Origin of the sequence: Burkholderia sp. Se-20373 (assembly GCF_017104705.1) — a bacterium.
In the GTDB taxonomy this organism is placed as follows: Bacteria; Pseudomonadota; Gammaproteobacteria; order Burkholderiales; family Burkholderiaceae; genus Burkholderia.
The window spans coordinates 70,105-93,059 of record NZ_JAAGPH010000011.1 but is presented as its reverse complement, the minus strand read 5'-3'; the positions used below and the strand labels follow the sequence as shown (position 1 = coordinate 93,059).

General features: G+C 67.9%; 20 protein-coding genes. 9 read left to right on the top strand and 11 right to left on the bottom strand.

The genetic code is table 11. The annotated features are described in order from the left end of the window. Positions 1-454 precede the first annotated feature (454 nt). A complete protein-coding gene (gene xseA / locus G3N96_RS06660; RefSeq protein WP_206136703.1) occupies positions 455-1,837 on the top strand; it encodes an exodeoxyribonuclease VII large subunit in 1,383 nt (460 codons plus the stop codon). 227 nt (positions 1,838-2,064) lie between these two features. Further along, on the top strand, positions 2,065-2,643 hold the full coding sequence (sodB, locus tag G3N96_RS06655; protein WP_011352986.1) for a superoxide dismutase [Fe]: 579 nt from the start codon (positions 2,065-2,067) through the stop codon (positions 2,641-2,643). 107 nt (positions 2,644-2,750) lie between these two features. Here sodB and chrA read toward each other — a convergent pair whose 3' ends face one another. Further along, the gene (gene chrA / locus G3N96_RS06650; RefSeq protein WP_206136702.1) at positions 2,751-3,962 is read right to left on the bottom strand and encodes a chromate efflux transporter; all 1,212 of its coding nucleotides are present in this window, start codon (positions 3,960-3,962) and stop codon (positions 2,751-2,753) included. Between the two features lie 86 nt (positions 3,963-4,048). Then, positions 4,049-4,756 carry a Crp/Fnr family transcriptional regulator gene (locus G3N96_RS06645; RefSeq protein ID WP_206136701.1) on the bottom strand — a complete coding sequence of 236 codons (708 nt, stop codon included), beginning with the start codon at positions 4,754-4,756 and terminating at the stop codon, positions 4,049-4,051. Between the two features lie 81 nt (positions 4,757-4,837). Here G3N96_RS06645 and G3N96_RS06640 point away from each other — a divergent pair, with 81 nt between their 5' ends. From G3N96_RS06640 to G3N96_RS06630, 3 genes are all read left to right on the top strand, one after another. After that, positions 4,838-5,362, top strand: a complete 525-nt coding sequence (locus G3N96_RS06640) for an Mpo1-like protein (protein WP_206136700.1) — start codon at positions 4,838-4,840, stop codon at positions 5,360-5,362. Then, a complete protein-coding gene (locus G3N96_RS06635) occupies positions 5,355-6,401 on the top strand; it encodes a 2-dehydropantoate 2-reductase (RefSeq protein WP_206136699.1) in 1,047 nt (348 codons plus the stop codon). Before G3N96_RS06640 ends, G3N96_RS06635 begins: the two co-directional genes overlap by 8 nt. Positions 6,402-6,501: 100 nt before the next feature. Continuing rightward, positions 6,502-7,107: a methyltransferase domain-containing protein gene (locus G3N96_RS06630; RefSeq protein WP_206136698.1), complete on the top strand. Its 606-nt coding sequence runs from the start codon at positions 6,502-6,504 to the stop codon at positions 7,105-7,107. Positions 7,108-7,126: 19 nt separating this feature from the next. On the opposite strand, the gene G3N96_RS06625 is transcribed toward G3N96_RS06630, so the two are convergent. Both G3N96_RS06625 and mdtD read right to left on the bottom strand, forming a co-directional pair. Continuing rightward, positions 7,127-8,401 (bottom strand): EAL domain-containing protein, encoded by a 1,275-nt coding sequence (locus tag G3N96_RS06625; RefSeq protein WP_206136697.1) that lies wholly within the window; start codon positions 8,399-8,401, stop codon positions 7,127-7,129. A 191-nt stretch (positions 8,402-8,592) separates the two neighbouring features. Further along, positions 8,593-10,029, bottom strand: a complete 1,437-nt coding sequence (mdtD, locus tag G3N96_RS06620) for a multidrug transporter subunit MdtD (protein ID WP_124580986.1) — start codon at positions 10,027-10,029, stop codon at positions 8,593-8,595. A 220-nt stretch (positions 10,030-10,249) separates the two neighbouring features. On the opposite strand from mdtD, the gene G3N96_RS06615 reads away from it, so the two are divergent. Both G3N96_RS06615 and G3N96_RS06610 read left to right on the top strand, forming a co-directional pair. Beyond that, positions 10,250-10,573 (top strand): DUF2917 domain-containing protein, encoded by a 324-nt coding sequence (locus tag G3N96_RS06615; protein WP_206136696.1) that lies wholly within the window; start codon positions 10,250-10,252, stop codon positions 10,571-10,573. Between the two features lie 451 nt (positions 10,574-11,024). Further along, a complete protein-coding gene (locus tag G3N96_RS06610; protein WP_206136695.1) occupies positions 11,025-12,416 on the top strand; it encodes a CoA transferase in 1,392 nt (463 codons plus the stop codon). A 21-nt stretch (positions 12,417-12,437) separates the two neighbouring features. On the opposite strand, the gene G3N96_RS06605 is transcribed toward G3N96_RS06610, so the two are convergent. Further along, positions 12,438-13,184, bottom strand: coding sequence for a GntR family transcriptional regulator (locus tag G3N96_RS06605; protein ID WP_089440857.1), 747 nt, complete (start codon positions 13,182-13,184; stop codon positions 12,438-12,440). A 166-nt stretch (positions 13,185-13,350) separates the two neighbouring features. On the opposite strand from G3N96_RS06605, the gene G3N96_RS06600 reads away from it, so the two are divergent. Next, positions 13,351-14,196, top strand: a complete 846-nt coding sequence (locus G3N96_RS06600) for an aldo/keto reductase (protein WP_206136694.1) — start codon at positions 13,351-13,353, stop codon at positions 14,194-14,196. Positions 14,197-14,223: 27 nt separating this feature from the next. On the opposite strand, the gene G3N96_RS39130 is transcribed toward G3N96_RS06600, so the two are convergent. From G3N96_RS39130 to G3N96_RS06570, 6 genes are all read right to left on the bottom strand, one after another. Then, entirely contained in the window at positions 14,224-15,834 is a 1,611-nt protein-coding gene (locus tag G3N96_RS39130; RefSeq protein WP_241022512.1) for a hypothetical protein, read from the bottom strand. A gap of 289 nt (positions 15,835-16,123) precedes the next feature. Beyond that, a complete protein-coding gene (locus G3N96_RS06590) occupies positions 16,124-17,134 on the bottom strand; it encodes a HoxN/HupN/NixA family nickel/cobalt transporter (protein ID WP_185634258.1) in 1,011 nt (336 codons plus the stop codon). Between the two features lie 163 nt (positions 17,135-17,297). Further along, positions 17,298-19,403 carry an elongation factor G gene (fusA, locus tag G3N96_RS06585; protein ID WP_206136692.1) on the bottom strand — a complete coding sequence of 702 codons (2,106 nt, stop codon included), beginning with the start codon at positions 19,401-19,403 and terminating at the stop codon, positions 17,298-17,300. A gap of 216 nt (positions 19,404-19,619) precedes the next feature. Beyond that, a complete protein-coding gene (locus tag G3N96_RS06580; protein ID WP_039368216.1) occupies positions 19,620-20,120 on the bottom strand; it encodes a DUF192 domain-containing protein in 501 nt (166 codons plus the stop codon). Between the two features lie 163 nt (positions 20,121-20,283). After that, the gene (locus G3N96_RS06575; protein ID WP_011352970.1) at positions 20,284-20,499 is read right to left on the bottom strand and encodes a hypothetical protein; all 216 of its coding nucleotides are present in this window, start codon (positions 20,497-20,499) and stop codon (positions 20,284-20,286) included. A gap of 281 nt (positions 20,500-20,780) precedes the next feature. Continuing rightward, complete coding sequence (locus G3N96_RS06570) at positions 20,781-21,359, bottom strand: pseudouridine synthase (RefSeq protein ID WP_206136691.1); 579 nt, start codon at positions 21,357-21,359, stop codon at positions 20,781-20,783. A 278-nt stretch (positions 21,360-21,637) separates the two neighbouring features. On the opposite strand from G3N96_RS06570, the gene icd reads away from it, so the two are divergent. After that, complete coding sequence (icd, locus tag G3N96_RS06565) at positions 21,638-22,894, top strand: NADP-dependent isocitrate dehydrogenase (RefSeq protein WP_006478026.1); 1,257 nt, start codon at positions 21,638-21,640, stop codon at positions 22,892-22,894. The last annotated feature ends 61 nt before the right edge of the window (positions 22,895-22,955 follow it).

The following is a 22,955-nucleotide window of genomic DNA, read 5'->3' as shown; positions in this document are numbered from 1 at the left end:
TCATCGGGCCGGGCGCGGCATCGGGTGCGCCGCGGCGTGGGACGGATTCGTCAAGGCGGATTCTCCGTTGGGCGGCGCATGCCGCGGGGTCTGCGGAAGGCGGCACTCTAGCGCGCCGCGGGCGGGCGCGGCAAGCGCGACCGGCGGCCGCAGCTCGCGGGGCCGGATCGCGGCGGCTTGTGGATAACTCTGTGAAGAACTCCCTGCTCGATGGCGTCAAACGCCCGCCGGGTGGGCTTCGAATCGGATGAGAATCATTCAGAAAGATTTAAAAATATATAAAAATCAATGTGTTAGAGAGAATTGTCTGGATTTTTCAGCGGTTTTCACGCGTTTTAGGCCGATGATTGCCAAAGTGTGGACACCTTCCGAACGTCACGGTGCATGCGCCCGGCGCTGGACGTCGCGTGCGTGTCGGACTATCGTGTCGCCGCCAGCATTCATTCGACCGTCCATGCCTTCCGACTCCCCATTTGCCGCACCGGGCGCGACCCGCGGCGGCGACGAAGTGATTCCCGTTTCGGCGCTCAATCGCGCGATTTCGACGATGCTCGAGCGCTCGTTTCCGCTGCTGTGGATTTCGGGCGAAGTGTCGAATTTCACGCGCGCCGCGAGCGGCCACTGGTATTTCTCGATCAAGGACCAGCAGGCGCAGATGCGCTGCGTGATGTTCCGCGGCCGGGCGCAGTACGCGGAGTTCACGCCGCGCGAAGGTGACCGGATCGAGGTGCGCGCGGTCGTCACGATGTACGAGCCGCGCGGCGAAGTGCAGCTCAACGTCGAGGCGGTGCGGCGCACCGGGCAGGGGCGCCTGTACGAGGCGTTCCTGCGGCTGAAGGCGCAGCTCGAGAGCGAGGGGCTGTTCGCGCCCGAGCGCAAGCGGCCGCTGCCGGCCCATCCGCGCGCGATCGGTATCGTCACGTCGCTGCAGGCGGCGGCGCTGCGCGACGTGCTGACCACCCTCGCGCGCCGCGCGCCGCACATTCCGGTGATCGTCTATCCGGCGCCCGTGCAGGGCGCGGGTTCCGCCGAAAAGCTCGTCGCGGCCGTCGAGACCGCGAATGCGCGCCGCGAGGTCGACGTGCTGCTGGTCTGTCGCGGCGGCGGCTCGATCGAGGATCTGTGGTCGTTCAACGACGAGGCGCTGGCACGCGCGATCGCGGCGAGCGAACTGCCGGTCGTCAGCGGCGTCGGGCACGAAACCGATTTCACGATCGCGGACTTCGCGGCCGACGTGCGTGCGCCGACGCCGACCGGCGCGGCCGAACTCGCGAGCCCGCAGCGCGCGCTGCTGCTGCGCGAGGTCGGCGAGGGCCAGCGGGCGCTCGCGCGCGGCATGGAACGCCGGCTCGAACAGCGCGCGCAGCAGCTCGACTGGCTCGCGCGCCGGCTGGTGAGCCCGGCGGAGCGGCTGCAGCGGCAGCGCACGCACGTCGAGCAGCTCGCGGTGCGGCTGGCGTCGGCGGCGTCGCGGCCGGTACGCGACGCGCGCGCGCGGTTCGCGCTCGCGCAGCTGCGCTGGCAGCGCGCACGGCCTGATCCTTCGCAGGCGCGCCAGGCGCTTGCGGGGCTGTCGCAGCGTCTTGCGCTGGCCCTGCGGCGCCGTCACGAACGCGACACGGCCCGCGTGTCAGCCTGTGCGGCACGGCTCGAGGTGCTGAGCCCGCAGCGCACGCTCGAGCGCGGCTATGCGGCGCTGATCGATGCGCAGACGGGCCGGGCGGTGCGCACGCCGAACGCGCTGAAGCCGCAGCGCCGCCTGACCGTGCATCTCGCGGAAGGCTCGGCCGACGTGTCGATCGCCGACGTGCAGCCGCGGCTGACCGATACGATCTGACGTAACGGGGGCAAGCGGCGCGAAGGTTGTCGCAACGGACGCATCGTGCACGGGAACGGATGCTGCTCCTCGACGGATTCGTCCTGCCGGACGTTGCGCAAACATCGCTTTTCCGCATACCGCGGATAAATGGCCCGTGAGTTTGCGGGGTTATTCGTCCTCGCCTACAATCGGACGCTCGGCAGCATCCAACACAGCCTCCCTACATACTCAACGAAGGAATCGCCATGGCTCATACGCTCCCGCCGCTCCCGTACGCTGAAGACGCACTCGCGCCGACCATCTCGCTCGAGACGATCCAGTACCACTACGGCAAGCACCATCAGGCTTATGTGACGAACCTGAACAATCTGATCCCGGGCACGGAATTCGAAAACCTGTCGCTGGAAGAGATCGTGAAGAAGTCGTCGGGCGGCATCTTCAACAACGCCGCGCAAATCTGGAACCACACGTTCTTCTGGAACAGCCTGTCGCCGAACGGCGGCGGCGCACCGACGGGCGCGCTGGGCGACGCGATCAACGCGAAGTGGGGTTCGTACGACGCATTCAAGGAAGCGTTCACGAAGGCCGCGGTCGGCACGTTCGGCTCGGGCTGGGCATGGCTCGTGAAGAAGGCTGACGGTTCGCTCGACATCGTGTCGACGAGCAACGCAGCAACGCCGCTGACGACCGCCGACAAGGCACTGCTGACGATCGACGTGTGGGAACACGCGTACTACATCGACTACCGCAACGCACGTCCGAAGTTCGTCGAAGCGTTCTGGAACATCGTGAACTGGGACTTCGCAGCGAAGAACTTCGCGTAAGGTCCGGCGCCTGCGCGCCGCTACGGCGCACGGCACCCAGCAAGAAAAGCCCTCGAAACGAGGGCTTTTTTGTTTTTGACGCGGTGGAACGTGCCGCGCGTACCGGGTCAGGCCAGGAGGCCGAGCCCCCAGCCGAGCGTCGCGCTTGCGATCACGACGGCCCACGGCGGCACGCGCCAGAACACCAGCGCGACGAATGCGACGAGCGCGGCGGCCAGATCGCGCGGCGCCACGATCGTGTCGGTCCAGACCGGGTGATAGAGCGCGGCGACCAGCAGCCCGACGACGGCCGCGTTCACGCCTGCGAGCGCGGCCTGCATGCGCGTGCTGCGGCGCAGGCGTTCCCAGAACGGCGCGGTGCCGGCCACCAGCAGGAACGACGGCGCGAAGATCGACACCAGCGCGATCGTGCCGCCGAGCCAGCCGTTCGGCGCCATGCGCAGCGACGCGCCGAGGAACGCCGAGAACGTGAACAGCGGCCCCGGCACGGCCTGCGCGACGCCATATCCGGCCAGGAACGCCGCATCGCCGACCCAGCCGGGCGCGACCACGGCCGCCTGCAGCAGCGGCAGCACCACGTGACCGCCGCCGAACACGAGCGCGCCCGTGCGGAAAAACGCATCGACGACGGCGAGCGTATCGGCGCGCAGCGTACGGGCCGCGAACGGCAGGACGACGAGAAGCGCGGCGAACAGCGCGAGCCACAGCACGCCCGCGCGAGGCGACACGTGCAGCGGCAGCGGATCATGCGCGCCACGCGGCGGCTGCGGCAGCAGCACGAGGCCGGCCAACCCGGCCGCGACGATCACCGCAACCTGGGTCCACGCGGCCGGTGCGAGCAACGCGACGCAGGCGGCCACGGCCATCAGCGTGACGCGGCGCGCATCCGGGCACAGCGTGCGCGCCATGCCCCACACGGCTTGCGCGATCACGGCGACCGACACGATGCGCAGCCCGTGCAGCGCACCGGCTTCGATCGGCGCGCCCGTCGCGTGCACGCCGAGCGCGAACAGCATCATCAGCAGCGCCGACGGCAGCGTGAAGCCGAGCCACGCGGCGAACATGCCCGCGTAGCCGGCGCGCGCGAGGCCGATCGCCATCCCGACCTGGCTGCTCGCGGGCCCTGGCAGGAACTGGCACAGCCCGACGAGATCCGCATACGTGCGCTCGGTGAGCCAGCCGCGCCGCGTGACGAATTCGGTGCGGAAGTAGCCGAGATGCGCGACCGGGCCGCCGAACGACGTGAGGCCGAGCCGCAGGAACGCGATGAACACAGGCCACGGATGGCGGGAGGGGGCGGAGGCGGTCGATGTGCTCAAGGCGAGGCGGGCGGATGAACGGACGAGCCGCCACGATAGCGCAACGCGGTGACAGCGGGGAGGTCGCGTGGCGGTGGTGCCGAACCTCAGCGCAGGCCGTCGGGCAACCCGCTCGCGCGCCGCAGCGCATCGACGTCCACGAGCTCGATCTCGCCGACGTGCAGCCGCACGACGCCGTCGGCCTGCAGCGCCTTCAGCAACTGGTTGGTGGTCTGCCGCGTCAGCGACAGCATCGCCGCGAGCTTTTCCTGCGACAGCCGGATGCGGGTGCGGCCGGCGCTGATCCCGCCGTAACCGTCGGCGATCATCAGCAGCCGGGCGGCGAGCCGCTGCGCGGCCGGCATCACGCTCATCGATTCGACGGTCAGGAAACTCAGACGCAGTTTCTGCGCCATCAGCAGCGCGAATTGCCGCCAGTATTGCGGCGTCGCATCGAGGATCGCGAGCAGCGCGGCCTGCGGGACGTGCAGCAGCAGCGCGTCGTCGAGCGCGATCGCGTCGTGCGTGCGCGGCTGGCCGTCGAACAGCGCGATTTCGCCGAACCAGGTAACGGGCTCGGCCACCGTCAGCAGCGCTTCCTTGCCCTGCGGGTCGACCGCACCTATCGTGAGTGAACCGGCCAGTACCGCGTACAGACCGCACGGCGGGTCGCCGCGCCGGAACAGCGCATGGCCGGCCGGCAGCCGGCGCAGCGCCGCGCGGGCGAGCAGGTCGGCGCGCAACGCGGGCGGCAGCGCGGCGAACCACGGGTTCGCTTCGATCTGCAGCAGGTACGGGGCGAGCGAAGAGGGCATGGGCACGCGATGTCGGGTAGCTGACAGAGGTTCTCGGGCGTGACGCGCATCATAGCGCTCAACCATGGACCAGGAGACGCGATGAAGACACTCGAAGACCATCTTGCCCAGTATGCGGCCTACCACCGCGACGCGCGCAACATCGCGACGCATCTGGTCGGCATTCCGATGATCGTGTTCGCGGTCGAGGTGCTGCTGTCGCGGCCGGCGCTCGGGATGCTGGCCGGCGTCGCGCTGTCGCCGGCGCTGCTGCTGGCCGTCGCGTTCGCGGTGTTCTACCTGCGTCTCGACCTGCGGTTCGGGATCGTGATGACCGCGCTGTTCGCGCTCGGCCTGTGGGCCGCACAGGCGCTCGCATTGCTGCCGACCGCGCAATGGCTCGCGATCGGCATCGGCGCGTTCGTCGTCGGCTGGATCGTGCAGTTCGTCGGGCACTGGTTCGAGGGCCGCAAGCCCGCGTTCGTCGACGATCTGGTCGGCCTGATGGTCGGGCCGCTGTTCGTCGTCGCCGAGGTCGCGTTCTTCGCGGGACTGCGCAGCGACGTGCGCCGCGAAGTCGAGCGTCGGGCCGGGCCCGTGCACGGCGGCGCGCATTCGCATGTCTGACGCACCCGTTTGCGTCTTCGGCGCGGGCGCGGTCGGCTGCTATCTCGGCGGACGGCTTGCGGCCGCAGGCGCGAACGTGACGCTCGTCGGCCGCGCGCGGATCGGCGACGCGATTCATCGGCACGGGCTGACGCTGACCGACCAGCGCGGCTATCGCGCGACGCTCGCGCCGGCCGATGTCGTGTTCGAGACCGATCCGGCGGCGGCAGCGGCCGCGCGGCTCGTGCTCGTGGCGGTGAAGTCGGCCGCGACGCGTGAGGCCGCGGTGCAGCTTGCCGGCGTGCTGCGGCCCGGCACGGTCGTGATCAGTTTCCAGAACGGCCTGCACAACGCCGACGTGCTGCGCGAAGCGCTACCGCAAGCGACCGTGCTGGCCGGCATGGTGCCGTTCAACGTGATCGAGCGCGCGCCCGGTGCGTTTCACCAGGGTTCGGCCGGCGCGCTGGCAGCCGAAACCTCCCCCGCGCTGACGCCGTTCGCCGGCGCATTCGCGCGTGCCGGGGTGCCGCTCGCGCTGCATCGCGACATGCCGGCCGTGCAATGGGCGAAGCTGCTGCTCAACCTGAACAACGCAGTCAACGCGCTCGCGAACCTGCCGCTGCGCGACGAACTCGCGCAACGTGCGTACCGGCGCTGCGTCGCGCTTGCGCAGCGCGAAGCGCTGCACTGGCTGTCGCGGGCCGCGATCCGGCCCGCGCGGCTGACGCCGTTGCCGGCCGGGTGGCTCCCGGCCGTGCTCGACTTGCCCGATCCGGCGTTTCGCGTGCTGGGCGGCCGGATGCTCGCGATCGACCCGCTCGCGCGTTCGTCGATGTCCGACGATCTCGCGGCGGGGCGGGCGACGGAAGTCGAGTGGATCAACGGCGAGGTCGTGCGGCTGGCCGCGCACTTCGGCGGGCAGGCGCCCGTCAATGCGCGACTGCGCGCGCTCGTGCACGACGCGGAACGTGCGGCGGCGCGCCCGGCCTGGCGCGGCGATGCGCTGTGGGCCGAGCTGAGCGCGCAAGCGCCGCGCGCGGGCGACGTGAGGGCTGCGTAGGGCTGCACGACTCGCCGCATGGGCGTGCGTGATGCCGCACGGCGTGTGCAACGGCTAAGATGCGGAGTGCGTTATACGACGCCTATGCGGAGCCGTCACCATGGTGGATCGCCCGACTCTCGATGCCTACGACGCTCATGCCGCGCAATACGCGCAGGACTGGCTCGACCAGGCTGCGCCCGACGACATGTACGCACTGCTGGAGCAGCATTTCTCGCCGGGGCCGACCGCGGACGTCGGCTGCGGGGCCGGGCGCGATACGGCCTGGCTTGCGTCGCGCGGCTTCGACGTGCGCGGCTACGACGCGAGCGCCGCGCTGCTCGACGAGGCGCGGCGCCGCCATCCGGATCTCACCTTCGAGCTGGCCGCGCTGCCGGCGCTGGCCGGCGTGCCGTCCGGCGCGTTTCGCAACGTGCTGTGCGAAACGGTCGTCATGCATCTCGAACAGACGGAGGCGGCCGCTGCCGCCGCGCGGCTGGCCGAGCTGCTGATGCCGGGCGGCACGTTGTACATGAGCTGGCGGGTGGCCGGAAACGGCGCGTTGCGCGACGAGCGCGGCCGCCTCTATACGCCGCTCGATTCGGCGCGGATGCGGGCGGCGCTCGGCGCCGGTACGCAAGTGATCGACGAGCACGAGGTCGTCAGCGCTTCGTCCGGCAAGCGCGTGCACCGGCTGATCGTACGCAAGGCTGCCGCGGCCGAATGAGCGCGGCGCGGCGGCGCGCTCATTCGCGGTTGAGTGCCGCTTCCCAGTTGATGTCGACGCAGAGCACCTGCATGCCGGTCGCGACCGGCGCGGCGATCGACGCGGTCACGCACAGGTGCGCCTCGTTGATCGACAGGTACGGTGCCGTCAGGTGCACACGGCCCGGCGCGCGCATCGCGTCGATGAAGTACGGGCGGCGTTCCCAGCTTGCCCCTTCGGAATGCAACAGCGGCCGGAAGCGCTTCGCGCGCTGCGAGACGCTGCCGCGCGCGAGCACGTTGTCGCCGATCTGGCGCCCCGAGGCGTCGAGCAGGAAGCAGCGTGCGGTCTCCGGCAGCCCGAGTACGGCTGCGGCCGCGTCGGTCAGCGATTCCCCCGCGACGAGCGTCTGGCTCGCTTCCTCGAGCGCCGCGACGTATGGCGCGAGCCGTTCCGCCTGCGTGCGCTCGCGTTTCGCGACGCGCAGCCGCAGCGCGGCCGACAGCGTATCCATGCAGCCCGCGGCGGCCTGCGGCTGCACCGGTTCGACGCTTGGCCCCGCGAAGTATTGGCCCTGCACGAAATCGACATCGCACTCCAGTGCGATCAGCGCATCGCGCTCGGTCGCGAGCCCGCCCATCAGCACGAGCTGACCGGATTCGTGCAGCAGCGACACCAGCCCCGGCAGCACGCGTTCGAGATGTGAGTGCTCGCTCGCCTGCGCGAGGATGCCGCGGTCGAGCGTGACGATGTCGGGATGCAGGTGCCACACGCGGTCGATGTTCGAATGCTTCGCGCCGAACCCGACCAGCGCGATCAGGAAGCCGGCCTTGCGCAGCCCGTCGACGATCGCCGCGTAGCGCGGCGTCTCGCCGCCCGCCTGTTCAGGCACCTCGAGCACGACCCGATGCGGCGGCAGCCCGAGCGCCTTCAGGTTCGCGAGCATCGCGTCGCTGTAGACGGTGTCCATCAGCGCGGCCGGATGCAGGCTCAGGAAGAGCCATTCGTCGTGGCTGTCGAAGGCGTGGAAGTTGCCGAGATGCAGCGATTCGGCGAGCCGGCCGAGCTCGAGCAGGTCGCCGCGCCGCGCCGCCTGCGTGAACACTTCGTGCGACGCCACCTGGCGGCTTTCCTCGTCGTGCGCACGCAGCGACGCGTGATAGCCGATCGCGCGGCGGTGCGACACCGAGAAAACGGGCTGGAACACGCTGAACACGGTGTAGCCGCCGTACAGCACGGTGCGCCGGTTCCCGTCGTCGCCGGCGACGGGGCGGGGCGGCTGAAAGCCGGGGGGATCGATTTCGATCATGCTCATGATGTCGGCCGAAGGAGGACTGCCAGTTTACCTAGAGAATAGGCGAGCAAGAAGCGTGCACGGCATCGTACCCCGTGCGGCGGCGCGTCGCGGCCGAGCCCCGCGGGGCATTGCCGTGTTTCAGATGCGCATCGCAGGGCCGCGCTGCACCGTGATGGTGCGCGCCGATCCGGTTCGGCGCGCACCACGCATCATGCGCGCTCGGACGGGTCGGTCTTGCGCGCGGTGCTGCGGATCTCGGGCGCGAGCTGCGCGAAGATCCACGCGGAAGCCGCCGTGATGATGCCGACGCAGATGAACGTCGCATGGAACGCCGGCAGCGTGTTGCTGGGCGTCACGGTGCGCAGCATGCCGGTGAACGTCGCGAGCAGCGCGCCCGCCACCGTGACGCCGAGGCTCATCGACAGCATCTGCACGAGCGAGAACAGGCTGTTGCCGCTGCTCGCGCCGCCCGTGCCGAGATCCTTCAGCGTCAGCGTGTTCATCGCGGTGAACTGCATCGAGTTGAAGCCGCCGAACAGCGCGAGATGCACGACCTTCACCCAGACGGGCACCGTGTCGCGCATCAGCGCGAAGCTCGCCATCATCACCCCGACCATGATCGTGTTCGCGAGCAGCACCTTGCGGTAGCCGTGCCGCGTGATCAGGCGCGTGATGATCCGCTTCGAGAACATCCCGGCGGCGGCCACCGGCAGCATCATCAGCCCGGCCTCGAACGCCGAGTAGCCGAGGCTCACCTGCAGCAGCAGCGGGATCAGGTACGGCATCGCGCCGCTGCCGATCCGCGCGAACAGGTTGCCGAGCAGCCCGACGCTGAACGTGTGGATCCGGAACAGCTCGAGCGAGAAGATCGGTTGCGGCGCGCGCACCGCATACAGCCCGTACGCGACGAAGCACGCGAGGCTCAGGATCAGCAGCACGAGCACGGCCGCGTGCTGCATCCCGAGATCGGCGAGCCCGTCGAGCGACAGCGAAATCGCGACCATGCCGATCGTCAGCAGCAGATAGCCCTTCAGGTCGAAGCGGCCGACGGCCGGGTTGCGCGAATCGGGCATCGAATAGAAGGTCGCGATGCAGCCCGCGATGCCGACCGGCACGTTGATCAGGAAGATCCAGTGCCACGACGCGATCTTCACGAGCCAGCCGCCGAGCGTCGGCCCGATCAGCGGGCCGATCAGGCCGGGAATCGCGACGAACGACAGCGCGGCCAGGTAGCGCTCGGCCGGAAAGGTACGCAGCACCGCGAGCCGTCCGACCGGCAGCAGCATCGCGCCGCCGACCCCTTGCACGACGCGGAACGCGACGAGCTGAGTCAGCGTATGCGCGTTTGCGCACAGCAGCGAGCCCAGCGAGAACACCAGGATCGCGCTGAAGAACACGCGCCGCGTGCCGAAGGTATCGGCGAGCCAGCCCGAGACCGGGATCATCACCGCCATCGTCAGCGAGTACGCGATCACGACCGACTGCATCCGCAGCGGCGATTCGCCAAGGCTCGCGGCCATCGACGGCAGCGCCGTGTTCACGATGGTCGCATCGAGCGTCTGCATGAAGAAGCCCGTTGCGACGAGCCAGAGCATCACGGTGAGGTTCTTTTCGCCGGGAGCGGCGGCGGGCGGGCGCTGGAACATGGGGGGCGGGAGGGTGGCGCGGGACAGCCGACATTGTAGGGAAAGCCGTCGCGTCGTGCCGGTTCGGCGCAAGGACGGCGCGGAGTCCGCCTGCGGAAGCCCCCGTCCCCGTCGATCGACCAGTACAGTTCAGCCAAAAGTGTCTGCAGCCGTATCTGTCCGTGTGCTGTCACTGTCCGAAATACTGATGCCATCGGATCCGTGCGACCAGGAGGCTGCCATGCGCGAACTGCGACTTTACGTGATCGACGGCGACGAGCCGGCCGGTCGCTGGCGGATCGTCGATCGCACCTCGCTGGAGGTGGCCGACGGCGAGGTCTGGGTGACGATCGAGGGCTTGCCCGACGATCACTGGCTTGGCGCCGGGGCTGCGCTGATGCTGGTGCCCGGCATGCGCGTATGGGTCAGCGCGGGGCCGCAGGGGGCGACGTTCGCGTTCGGTCCGCTCGAGGGGCCGGCGAGGCGCGCCGCGCAGGCGTGGTGGAGGCCGTTCGTCGCGTGGCGAGACGGCCGGCGCCATGCGTCCGTATCACTGCCGACGTAGCGCGCCCGGCGCGGGATCAGCGCTCCGTGCGTGCAGTGTTCGAGCGCATGTGTGATCCAGCCGGCCGTGCGGTCATGCGGCGATCAGCGTGATCTGCGAGTCCAGTTCCGGTACGTTCCGGTCGAACGAACGTTCGACGCTGGCGCGCGAGCGTTTCGCGTCGGCACGGCAGCGTGCGGGCAGCCGCACTCGATTCGCGTGATGGAGTGCGGTACCCGGTTGCGCGATCCGGTAATGAGCGCAGCAGGCCGCGGTTCACATGTGCAGGGGTTCACGCCGGCATCGAGGATACCGGCAGGTTTCCAGCGCACTGAAAGGCGTGAGGTCGGCCGTTTCTGCCGGTACGCAGGGAATACGACCGTATGTGCTCTGCGGATTCGTGCAATCGGGATTGTTCGCGACTGCCGCCGACCCTAGACTCGATGTTGTCTTCCTCTCCGTCCATTCCGCCATGACACCCGAACTTGCTTTGGCGCATCTGTGGCGGCTCGCACACGGCGACCCCGGCGCGCTGGCCCGTGCAACCGTAACGGGGCAGGACCCGACGCTGCCTTCGACCTTCCGGGTCGGCACGCTGGCCGCGGCGACGGTCGCGGCAGCCGGGCTCGCGGCGGCCGAATGCCACCGGCTTCGCACGGGTGTTGCGCAATCCGTCGACGTGTCGGTGCGCGACGCGCTCGTCGCGTTCCGCAGCGAACGCTACCTGCGCGTGGACGATGGTCCGCCGCCGGAGTTGCGTCATCCGGTGACGGGCTTCTTCGAGACGGGCGACGGACGCTGGGTCCAGTTGCACGCGAACTTCCCGCATCACTTGAGCGGCATTCTCGACGTACTCGGCTGCGGCGCGCAGCGGGACGATGTCGCCGCGGCGATCCGCACGTGGGATGGCGCGGCACTCGATACCGCGCTGGCCGACGCCGGGCTGTGCGCCGCATTGATCAGAACACCTGACGAGTGGGCGTCGCTCGAGCAAGCGCGCGCGATCGCGTCGCTGCCGCTGTTCGAGATCGAGCGGATCGGCGATGCGCCGCTCGAGCCGATCGGTCGCGGCGAAGCCGGCCAGCCGCTCACGGGTGTGCGCGTGCTCGATCTCACGCGCATCATCGCGGGGCCGGTCGCGGGCCGCACGCTGGCGTCGCACGGCGCGCAGACACTGCTCGTCAACGGCCCGCACCTGCCGAACATCGCGCCGCTCGTGATCGACAACGGGCGCGGCAAGCGTTCGACGTGGATCGACCTGCGCGATGCGGCCGGTGTCGATACGCTGCACGCGCTCGTGCGCGATGCGGACGTGTTCCTGCAGTCGTACCGCCCCGGCGCGCTCGCGGCCCGCGGATTCGCACCGCACGCGCTGGCGGAGCGGCGGCCGGGCATCGTGTGCGTGTCGATCTCGGCGTACGGACATGCGGGGCCGTGGGCGGCGCGGCGCGGCTTCGACAGCCTCGTGCAGTCGGCGAGCGGGATCGCATGGCAGGAGCAGCAGGCCGCGCACGCGGACGCGCCGCGCCATCTGCCGTGCCAGGCGCTCGATCACGCGACGGGGTATCTCGCGGCGTTCGGCGCGATGATCGCGCTCGCGCGGCGGGCGAGCGAAGGCGGAAGCTGGCACGTGCGGGTGTCGCTCGCGCAGACGGGACGCTGGCTGCAGTCGTTCGGCAATGTGCCGGACGGCCTGGGTGCGCCCGATCTCGCGGCCGCCGACGTGCGCGACCGGTTCGATCGCGTCGCATCGCCGTTCGGCATGCTCGATACCGTGCGGCCGGCCGAGCGTCTGTCGGCCACGCCGCCGGCGTTCGAGCGGCCGCCCGTGCCGCCCGGCACCGACGTCGCGCGCTGGCGGTAAGCGGCGGCCGCGCGGCCGGCGTTACTTGCGCAGCTCGACGACGAAGTCGTAGTAGTCGTTGCGGCAGTAGGTATCGGTCAGTTCGATGGCGCGCTGGTCCGACGTATAGCCGATCCGCGTGATCAGCAGCAGCGCGTCGTGCGGCGCGATGCCCATCTGTTCGGCGATTTCGTCGGTCGCGTTGACCGCGCGGAAATGCTGCAGCGCGCGCACGATCGGCGTGCCGCGCGCTTCGAGATAGCTGTACAGCGAACCGCCGATCGCCTGCGGATCGGGAATCAGCGTCGCGGGGAACGTCGAGTTCTCGACGGCCATCACGATGCCGTCGGCGAGGCGCAGGCGTTTCAGGCGTGTAACGGATGCGGCCGGCGACAGTCCGAGCTGGATCACTTCGTCGCGGTTCGCCGGCTGAATTTCGCGTGCGAGCCATTGCGAACTCGGCTTGAAGCCGCGGCGCTCGAGCATTTCGCTGAAGCTCGACAGTCGCGACAGCGGATCCTCGTAGCGCGGCTGGATGAAATTGCCCGCGCCCTGCGTGCGGCGGATCAAGCCCTGCTCGACGAGCAGCGCGATCGCCTTGCGCGCGGTGATGCGCGACACGCCGAGCGCATCGGACAGCACGCGCTCCGAAGGCAGGGCCTCGCCGGCTGTCCAGCGGTTGTCGTGGATCGCGTCGCCGAGCTTGCGGGCGAGCTGCAGGTACAGCGGCGTGTCGTTGTCCGGGTCGGGGCGCAGGTCCTGCCACCGGTCGTCCGTGGGTGCCTTCATGGAATGGGTATCGATCAGGTTGCGGCCATTCTAAGTCATCATGCGGTGCCGTTATAGCCGGTTTTTGCCGTGCAATAGGCCGTCGGCGTGCCGATTGACTACACTGACGCGTCGTATTCCATGCTTCGGCCGCGCTGCGCGGCCACGAACCCGCAACGAGGAACGCATGACAGACACGATCGCCACGGTCGTCCTGCCGGACGGCGAGACGATTCCGAAGCTCGGTCAGGGCACCTGGGAAATGGGTGAGCGGCCCGCCCGCCGAGCAGACGAGATCGCGGCGCTGCGCGAAGGCGTCGAACTCGGGATGACGCTGGTCGATACGGCCGAGATGTACGGCGACGGCGCGACCGAGGAACTGGTCGGAGAAGCACTCGCGGGCCTGCGCGACGACGTGTTCCTCGTCAGCAAGGTCTATCCGCACCATGCGAGCCGGCGCGGCGTCGTTGCCGCGTGCGACGCGAGCCTCAAGCGCCTGCGCACCGATCGTCTCGATCTGTACCTGCTGCACTGGCGCGGCTCGGTGCCGCTCGAGGAAACGGTCGAGGGCTTCGAGGCGCTGCAGCGCGCGGGCAAGATTCGTCGCTGGGGCGTGAGCAACTTCGATACGGCCGATATGGAGGAACTCGTCGACGACGCGGGCGGCGGTGCCTGCGCGACCAACCAGATCCTCTACAACATCGCGCGGCGCGGCCCGGAATTCGACCTGCTGCCCTGGCTCGCCGATCACCGGATGCCGGCGATGGTGTACAGCCCGGTCGACCATGGGCGGTTACCGAAGCGTTCGCCGCTCGACGAGATCGCGCGGCTGCGCGGCGTGTCGGTGATGCGCGTCGCGCTGGCATGGGTGCTCGCGCAGCCGGGCGTATTCGCGATCCCGAAGGCATCGAAGATCGAGCACGTGCGCGACAATCGCGCCGCGCTCGATTTCGAATTGAGCGATGACGAGCGCGCGCGGCTTGACGCGTATTTCCGTCCGCCGCGCAGCAAGCGCGCGCTCGAGATGCTCTGACGGCACCCGGCCAGGCAACGTGTCCGGTCAGTGGTTGCCGCCGGACGAGCCGCCGTTGCCGTGACCGCCGCCATTGCCGTTGCCGGTGCCGTGGCCATTGCCGACACCGTTGGGCCCGCCATTGCCGGCGCCACCACTGCCATTGCCGTTGCCGCCGCCATTGCCGTGGCCACCGTTGCCGTTGCCTTCGCCGTTGCCCGAGCCGCCGTTGCCGTGACCGCCGCCATTGCCCGAGCCGCCGTTGCCACCGCCATTGCCTTGACCACCGTTGCCATGGCCGCCGCCGTCGCCGTGACCACCGCCATTGCCCGAGCTGCCGTTGCCGCCGCCATTGCCTTGACCACCGTTGCCATGGCCGCCACCGTTGCCGTGACCGCCGCCATTGCCCGAGGCGCCGTTGCCACCGCCATTGCCTTGACCACCGTTGCCATGGCCGCCACCGTCGCCGTGACCGCCGCTGTCGCCATGACCGCCACCGTTGCCATGGCCACCACCGTCGCCGTGACCGCCGCTGTCGCCATGACCGCCACCGTTGCCATGACCGCCACCGTTGCCATGGCCACCGCCGTCGCCATGACCGCCGCCGTCGCCGTGACCGCCGCCGTCTCCGTGACCACCGCCGTCGCCATGACCGCCACCGTCGCCGTGGCTGCCACCGTTGCCATGGCCACCGCCGTCGCCGTGACCGCCACCATCGCCGTGGCCGCCACCATCGCCACCGCCACCGTGTCCGCCATGGCCTCCGCCACCGGAAGTGCCGCCCCCCGAAGTACCGCCACCCGAAGTACCGCCACCGGAAGTGCCACCACCGGAAGTGCCACCACCGGAAGTGCCGCCACCCGAAGTGCCGCCACCCGAAGTACCGCCACCGGAAGTGCCGCCCCCCGAAGTACCGCCACCCGAAGTACCGCCACCGGAAGTGCCACCACCGGAAGTGCCGCCACCCGAAGTGCCGCCACCCGAAGTACCACCACCGGAAGTGCCGCCACCCGAAGTGCCGCCACCCGAAGTACCGCCACCCGAAGTGCCGCCACCCGAAGTGCCGCCACCCGAAGTGCCGCCACCCGAAGTGCCGCCACCCGAAGTACCGCCACCCGAAGTACCGCCACCCGAAGTACCGCCACCCGAAGTGCCGCCTCCCGAAGTGCCGCCACCCGAAGTACCACCACCGGAAGTACCACCACCACCACCGGAACTACCGTTACCACCGTTGCCGGACGAGTTGCCGCTGCGACCCGTGCCGCTCGTCCCGCCGGACGTTCCGCCTGTCGTTCCACCGACACCGGCAGGTCCGACGGCACCGTTGCCGTTATTTCCCCCGCTACCGTTGCCGCTGCCACTACCGTTGGCCGGCCCAGGGCTGCCGCTACCACTGCCGCTCGGGCCGGCCCCGTTCCCGCCGATACCATGACCGGCATAGACCTGCACCGCACACCCAGCCGGATCGGCTGCGCATGACGTAGCGTCCGCGACCAGCGTCATGATGGTGTCCGAGCCGGCGTTCGCGCCGGGCGCGGAATCAGGCGTGGTGGTTTGTGCGACGGCATACGAGCAGCAGCACGCAAACGCGGCTGCGGCCAGCAAGGTTGCACGAGGGCGCCGTCCCGCCGGGCGGGACGGTTGTTTCGTCTTATGCATCATGGCCTCCCCATGCGCGCGATGCCTCGTTGCCGCGCGGCTAGCTACGTGTGGTGCAGGGGGCCATAAAATATTCGTTGTCCTATCGGTGGCCGATTGCCTTCGGGCCGGCGCTTGACGCCAGCCGCTAACGCGGATCGGCACGCGGGCCCGCCGTGCGAATCCCTATCTGCGAGATTCGTGCCATCGGCCGCTTGTGCCCGTCGCGCAAGGCGCGCGCGGACGCGCGACGCACGCACGCAGCATCGTCGGGGGATTTTGTTTCCGGAATGAAACGTCTGAGCTATGTTCAGCGCGCAGGCGCATCGGCCGCGCGCTGCCAGCGGTGGAACAGGATCGACGCGATCCAGCAGACGAGGAACAGGGAGACGATGCCGTAGCCGATCGGGCCGAAGCGTTCGCCGAGCGCATCGAGCGTGTCGCGCACGGGGCCCGTCAGCGACAGCTTGTCGGCCAGCAGGCCGGCCGCCTCGATCCCGCCGATCGCCAGTGCGACGGCCGCCGACACGAACGTGATGCTTGCGTTGTAGAGCAGCTTGCGCTGCGGATCGTCCATCGCCCAGCCGTACGCGTGAATCATCAGCACGTTGTCGGTCGAGTCGATCAGCGTCATGCCGGCGGTGAAAAGTGCGGGAAACAGCATGACCGTATAGACCGGCAGCCCCTGGCTCGCCTGCGCGGCGGCGATCGCGAGCAGGCCGATTTCGGTTGCAGTATCGAAACCGAGCCCGAACAGCACGCCGACCGGATACATGTGCCAGCTCTTCGACACGAACCGGAACAGCGGACGCAGCAGCCGGGACACGAGCCCGGCAGGGCGGTGCACATGCGCGGTATCGTGCGCATGCCCGTGCGTGCCACGATAGCGCCGCCACACGTCGCGCAGGATCACCAGGTTCACGCACGCGAGCACGAGCAGGAAGGTGGCCGACACCGCCGTGCCGATCGTGCCGCCGATCTCGCGGAACGCATCGAACCGGTCGCGCAGCGCGAACGCGGTCAGCGCGATGCCGAGCGTCGCGGCGATCACGATCGTCGAATGGCCGAGCGAGAAGAACAGCCCGACGCTCACCGGACGCTGGCCTTCCTGCATCAGCTTGCGCGTCGCAACGTCGATCGCGGCGATGTGATCGGCGTCGACCGCATGACGCAGCCCGAGTCCGTATGCGATCGCCGCGGTGCCGAGCAGCAGCGGATGATCGCGCAACACGGCGAGCGCCCACAGCCAGACGGCGGCGTTCGCGGCGATCAGGCCGGCATAGAGGATCAGCAGGCGGCGCAGGGCAGGGGTGGGCGGCATCGGGATGGTTCCATCTGATGAATCGCGATGCATTGTGGCACGCGAAAAAAAACCGGGTCGTGCCGATCAAAAAGGCTGCACGCACGGTGCGCGCGAATGAAAAAAGGCCCGTCCGGAACCGGACGGGCCTTGCCGCAAGCAGCAGCGCGCGAGCGCGTCGCGCTTACTTCACCTTCGCGCTGATCACGCCTTCCGATACGTTGGCCGGCGTTTCCGCGTACTGCTTGAACTCCATCGTGTAGGTCGCGCGACCCTGCGTGGCCGAACGCAGCGACGTCGAATAGCCGAACATTTCCGCGAGCGGCACTTCGGCGCGCACGAGCTTGCCGCCGCCGCCCGCGATGTCTTCCATCCCCTGCACGATGCCGCGACGGCTCGACAAGTCGCCCATCACGTTGCCCATGAAGTCCTCGGGCGTTTCCACCTCGACGGCCATCATCGGTTCGAGCAGCACGGGCTTCGCGCGGCGCATCGCTTCCTTGAACGCCATCGAGCCGGCCATCCGGAATGCATTTTCGTTCGAGTCGACGTCGTGGTACGAACCGAACGTCAGCGTGACCTTCACGTCGACGACCGGATAGCCCGCCAGCACGCCGCTCTTCAGCGTTTCCTGGATGCCCTTGTCGACCGACGGAATGTATTCGCGCGGAATCACGCCGCCCTTGATCGCGTCGACGAACTCGTAGCCCTTGCCGGGGTTCGGTTCGAGCGTGATCACCGCATGCCCGTACTGGCCGCGGCCGCCCGACTGCTTGACGAACTTGCCTTCGACGTCCTTCGCCGGCGTGCGCACCGTCTCGCGATAGGCGACCTGCGGCTTCCCGACCGTCGCTTCCACGCCGAATTCACGCTTCATCCGGTCGACCAGAATTTCGAGGTGAAGCTCGCCCATCCCCGAAATGATCGTCTGCCCGGATTCTTCGTCGGTCTGCACGCGGAACGACGGATCTTCCTGTGCCAGACGGTTGAGCGCCAGGCCCATCTTTTCCTGGTCGGCCTTCGTCTTGGGCTCGACGGCCTGCGAAATCACCGGCTCCGGGAAAATCATGCGTTCGAGCACGATCGGGTGCGCCGGATCGCACAGCGTGTCGCCGGTGGTCGCTTCCTTCAGGCCGACGGCCGCCGCGATGTCGCCCGCGCGCACTTCCTTGATTTCCTTGCGCTCGTTCGCGTGCATCTGCAGGATCCGGCCGAGCCGCTCCTTCTTGTCCTTCGTCGCGTTCAGCACCGTGTCGCCGGATTCGACCACACCCGAATACACGCGGAAGAAGATCAGCTGGCCGACGAACGGATCGGTCATGATCTTGAACGCGAGCGACGAGAACGGATCCTCGTCGTTCGGATGACGTTCCGCTTCCTTGTCGTGCAGGTCATGGCCGAGAATCGCGGGCACGTCGACCGGCGACGGCAGGTAGTCGATCACCGCGTCGAGCATCGCCTGCACGCCCTTGTTCTTGAACGCGCTGCCGCACAGCATCGGCACGATCTCGTTCGCGATCGTGCGCTTGCGCAGCGCGGCCTTGATCTCGTCCTCGGTCAGCGATTCATGGTCGTGCAGGTACTTCTCGAGCAGTTCCTCGCTCGCTTCCGCCGCGGCCTCCACCATCTTTTCGCGCCATTCGTGTGCGAGCTCGACGAGGTTTGCCGGGATGTCCTCGTACGAGAACTTCACGCCCTGGCTTTCGTCGTCCCACACGATCGCCTTCATCTTCACGAGATCGACGACGCCCTGGAAATGATCTTCCGCGCCGATCGGAATCTGGATCGGCACGGCGACGCCTTTCAGGCGCTCGCCGATCTGCTTCTGCACGCGGAAGAAATCGGCGCCGATGCGGTCCATCTTGTTGACGAACGCGATGCGCGGCACCTTGTACTTGTTGGCCTGGCGCCAGACGGTCTCGGACTGCGGCTGCACGCCGCCGACCGAGTCGTAGACCATGCACGCGCCGTCGAGCACGCGCATCGAGCGCTCGACTTCAATGGTGAAGTCGACGTGCCCGGGCGTGTCGATGATGTTGATCCGGTGCTCGGGATAGTTGCCGGCCATGCCTTTCCAGAACGCCGTGGTCGCGGCCGACGTGATCGTGATGCCGCGTTCCTGCTCCTGCTCCATCCAGTCCATCGTGGCCGCGCCGTCGTGCACTTCACCGATCTTGTGGCTCACGCCGGTGTAAAACAGGATGCGCTCGGTCGTCGTGGTTTTGCCGGCATCGATGTGAGCGCTGATCCCGATATTGCGATAGCGCTCGATGGGGGTTTTGCGGGGCACGTGAACCTCCTTAGGTTCGGATGTAAGCGGGCCGACGGTGGCGGCCCGGACTGGACAAGCGAGACTTCAAGCATAGCGCTTGCGCGTGGCTTTTGCAGATGCGGCCGGCGGCGGCGGAATCAAGCCGGGCGCCCCCGCCGGCGGGCGAAAAAAAGCCGGCGCGCAACGGGCGGCCGGCTTCGGTCGGTGCGCGGCACGGTGCCGCGGCAATGGCCGTTACTGGGCCTTCGGCAGGCCTTCGAGCTTCATGCCGGGCTTGATGCCCTTCGCCGCGAACCAGCCCTTGCTCATTTCGAGCGCATAGACGCCGTTGTTGCGCGGGCAGTGGTTGTCGGTCGTCTCGGCCTTCATCTCGTCGATGTCGGTGATCGTGCCGTCCGCGCGGATGAACGCGATCGACAGCGGAATCAGCGTGTTCTTCATCCAGAAGCAATGCACCGCGTTCTCGTTGAACACGAACAGCATGCCTTCATTCGGCGCGAGCTGCGAACGGTACATCAGCCCCTGTTCGCGGTCGGGGTCGTTCGCGGCGACGGCCGCGTCGATCACGTACATGCCGGCGCGCAGCTTCACGCGCGGGAATTCGCTCGGCTGCTTGGCGCCGGGCGGCACTTGCGCGCTGGCGGCCTGCATGCCGAACGCCATGACGGCGAGCGCGGCGGGAAACACGGCGGCGCGCGCAAGGCGGCCGAGCGACGAACGCAGGGAGAATTGCACAGCAAGGCTCCTATCTGGAAAACGAGACCCGCATGGTACGCGATGCGTGTCGTCGGGCACAAAAAGAAAAAGGCAGATCGCCTTGCGGTGATCTGCCTTTCAACGCCGTAAGAACGGCAAGACTGCGTGTTCTTGACTGCGTTATTTATTACAGCAAGCTTGCTTAGTTCGAAGCAGCTGCCGGTGCTGCTGCGTCGCTCGCTGCAGCCTTCTTCGATGCCTTGTGGTGCTTCTTAGCTGCGTGGTGCTTCTTGGCAGCGTGCTTAGCCGGTGCCGAAGCAGCTTCAGCAGCAGCCGGAGCAGCTTCCGGAGCCGATGCTTGTGCGAAAGCAGCCGTTGCGAAGAGACCAGCGACCAGAGCAGCGATCAGTTTGTTCATGTTGTGTTCCTCAGCTTTAGTTAATTAACCAAATGACCCGGCAATAGGAGTCATGTCGTCTAACGGTGCCATCCACCTTTCGGTTGACAGACGCTTCGAGAAATTTCTCATTGCGCTGCGGGCGCCGAATCGTATTCGATAAAAACGTCGCTTTCGTGACGCAAACACGGGTTCGGCTGCCAATGCCGGATAGCTAAGGTTGGCATCTGCGTGATTTAACGCGCGATCTTCGCAGCCGGTTGACGAAAAAGATGACGAAAAATTCGCCCATCCCGAATTCGTCATCCGGCGGGCGCGAAACCCTCCCACGGCGCGCGCGGCGGCAATGCGATTGTTTCTCCTGGTGCAATGCCGAGCGCGAATATATCCAGTGAGCCGATGCCGACACGCACCAGGCGCAACGTCGGAAAGCCGACGGCCGCCGTCATCCGGCGCACCTGCCGGTTCTTGCCCTCGGTGATCGCAAGCTCGATCCACGTCGTCGGGATCGCGGCGCGGTAGCGGATCGGCGGATTGCGCGGCCACAGCGTGTCGGGCGGCTCGATGAACTCGGCGCGGCACGGACGCGTCACGTAGTCGCCGAGGTCGACGCCGCGCGCGAGCGCCTTCAGGTCGGCGGAGCCGGGCGCGCCCTCGACCTGCGCCCAGTAGCGCTTGACGAGCTTGTGGCGCGGCTCGGCGATGCGCGCCTGCAGCGCGCCGTCGTCGGTGAGCAGCAGCAGCCCCTCGCTGTCCGCGTCCAGCCGGCCGGCCGCATAGACGCCGGGCGTTTTGACCCAGTCGCCGAGCGACGGGCGCGTCTCGTGCGCGGAAAACTGGCAAATCGTGCCGAACGGCTTGTTGAGGGCGATCAGGTTCATGGCGGGGCGTCCGCCCGGCGCGCCGCGGGAAGCGGGGGGCGGGCGGTCTATGGCAAATGGCGGAATCTTAATGCATAATACGGAACGGCAAGTCCTCTGTCTTATATAAGACATAAGTGGGGTCTTGATACGCAGTGCCGCGCTTCATGCCGAAGTGCCCGGTTGGGGCGCTAGAATAGCGGCTCGCTGTTGCCGTCACGGGGTGGCCATGCCGCGCCCCCGCCGCGCGCGCAGCTTCGACCAGCATCACCTGCTCAGCCACGTCACTGGAGTCGATCATGCCGTATCAGCACATCAAGGTTCCGGAAGGCGGTGACAAGATCACCGTCAACAAGGACTTCTCGCTCAACGTTTCCGATCAGCCGATCATTCCCTATATCGAAGGCGACGGTACGGGCTTCGATATCACGCCGGTCATGATCAAGGTCGTCGACGCGGCGGTCGCGCATGCGTACAAGGGCAAGCGCAAGATCCACTGGATGGAGATTTTCGCGGGCGAGAAGGCGACGAAGGTGTACGGTCCGGACGTGTGGCTCCCGGACGAAACGCTGCAGGTGCTGAAGGAATACGTGGTGTCGATCAAGGGTCCGCTCACGACCCCGGTCGGCGGCGGCATCCGTTCGCTGAACGTCGCGCTGCGCCAGGAACTCGACCTGTACGTGTGCCTGCGCCCGGTGCAGTACTTCAAGGGCGTGCCGTCGCCGGTGCGCGAGCCGCAAAAGATCGACATGGTGATCTTCCGCGAGAACTCGGAAGACATCTACGCAGGCATCGAATGGGCCGCGGGCTCCGAGCAGGCGAAGAAGGTGATCAAGTTCCTGCAGGACGAGATGGGCGTGAAGAAGATCCGCTTCCCGGAAACCTCGGGGATCGGCGTCAAGCCCGTGTCGACCGAAGGCACCGAGCGTCTCGTGCGCAAGGCGATCCAGTATGCGATCGACAACGATCGCAAGTCGGTCACGCTGGTGCACAAGGGCAACATCATGAAGTTCACGGAAGGCCTGTTCCGTGACGCCGGCTATGCGCTCGCGCAAAAGGAATTCGGCGGCGAGCTGATCGACGGCGGCCCGTGGATGCGCGTGAAGAACCCGAAGACGGGCAACGAGATCGTGATCAAGGATTCGATCGCCGATGCGTTCCTGCAGCAGATCCTGCTGCGCCCGGCCGAATACGACGTGATCGCCACGCTGAACCTGAACGGCGACTACATCTCCGACGCGCTGGCCGCGCAGGTCGGCGGCATCGGGATCGCGCCGGGTGCGAACCTGTCGGATTCGGTCGCGATGTTCGAAGCGACGCACGGCACCGCACCGAAGTACGCAGGCAAGGATTACGTGAACCCCGGTTCCGAGATCCTGTCCGCGGAAATGATGCTGCGCCACCTCGGCTGGACGGAAGCAGCCGACACGATCATCGCCGCGATGGAGAAGTCGATCCTGCAGAAGCGCGTCACGTACGACTTCGCGCGCCTGATGGAAGGTGCGACGCAGGTGTCGTGCTCGGGCTTCGGCGAAGTGCTGATCGAGAACATGTAAGACCCCTTCCGGGGTGGGCCGGCAGGTTGCCGGCCGCCCCGGCGCCTACTGCCGGCGCCGG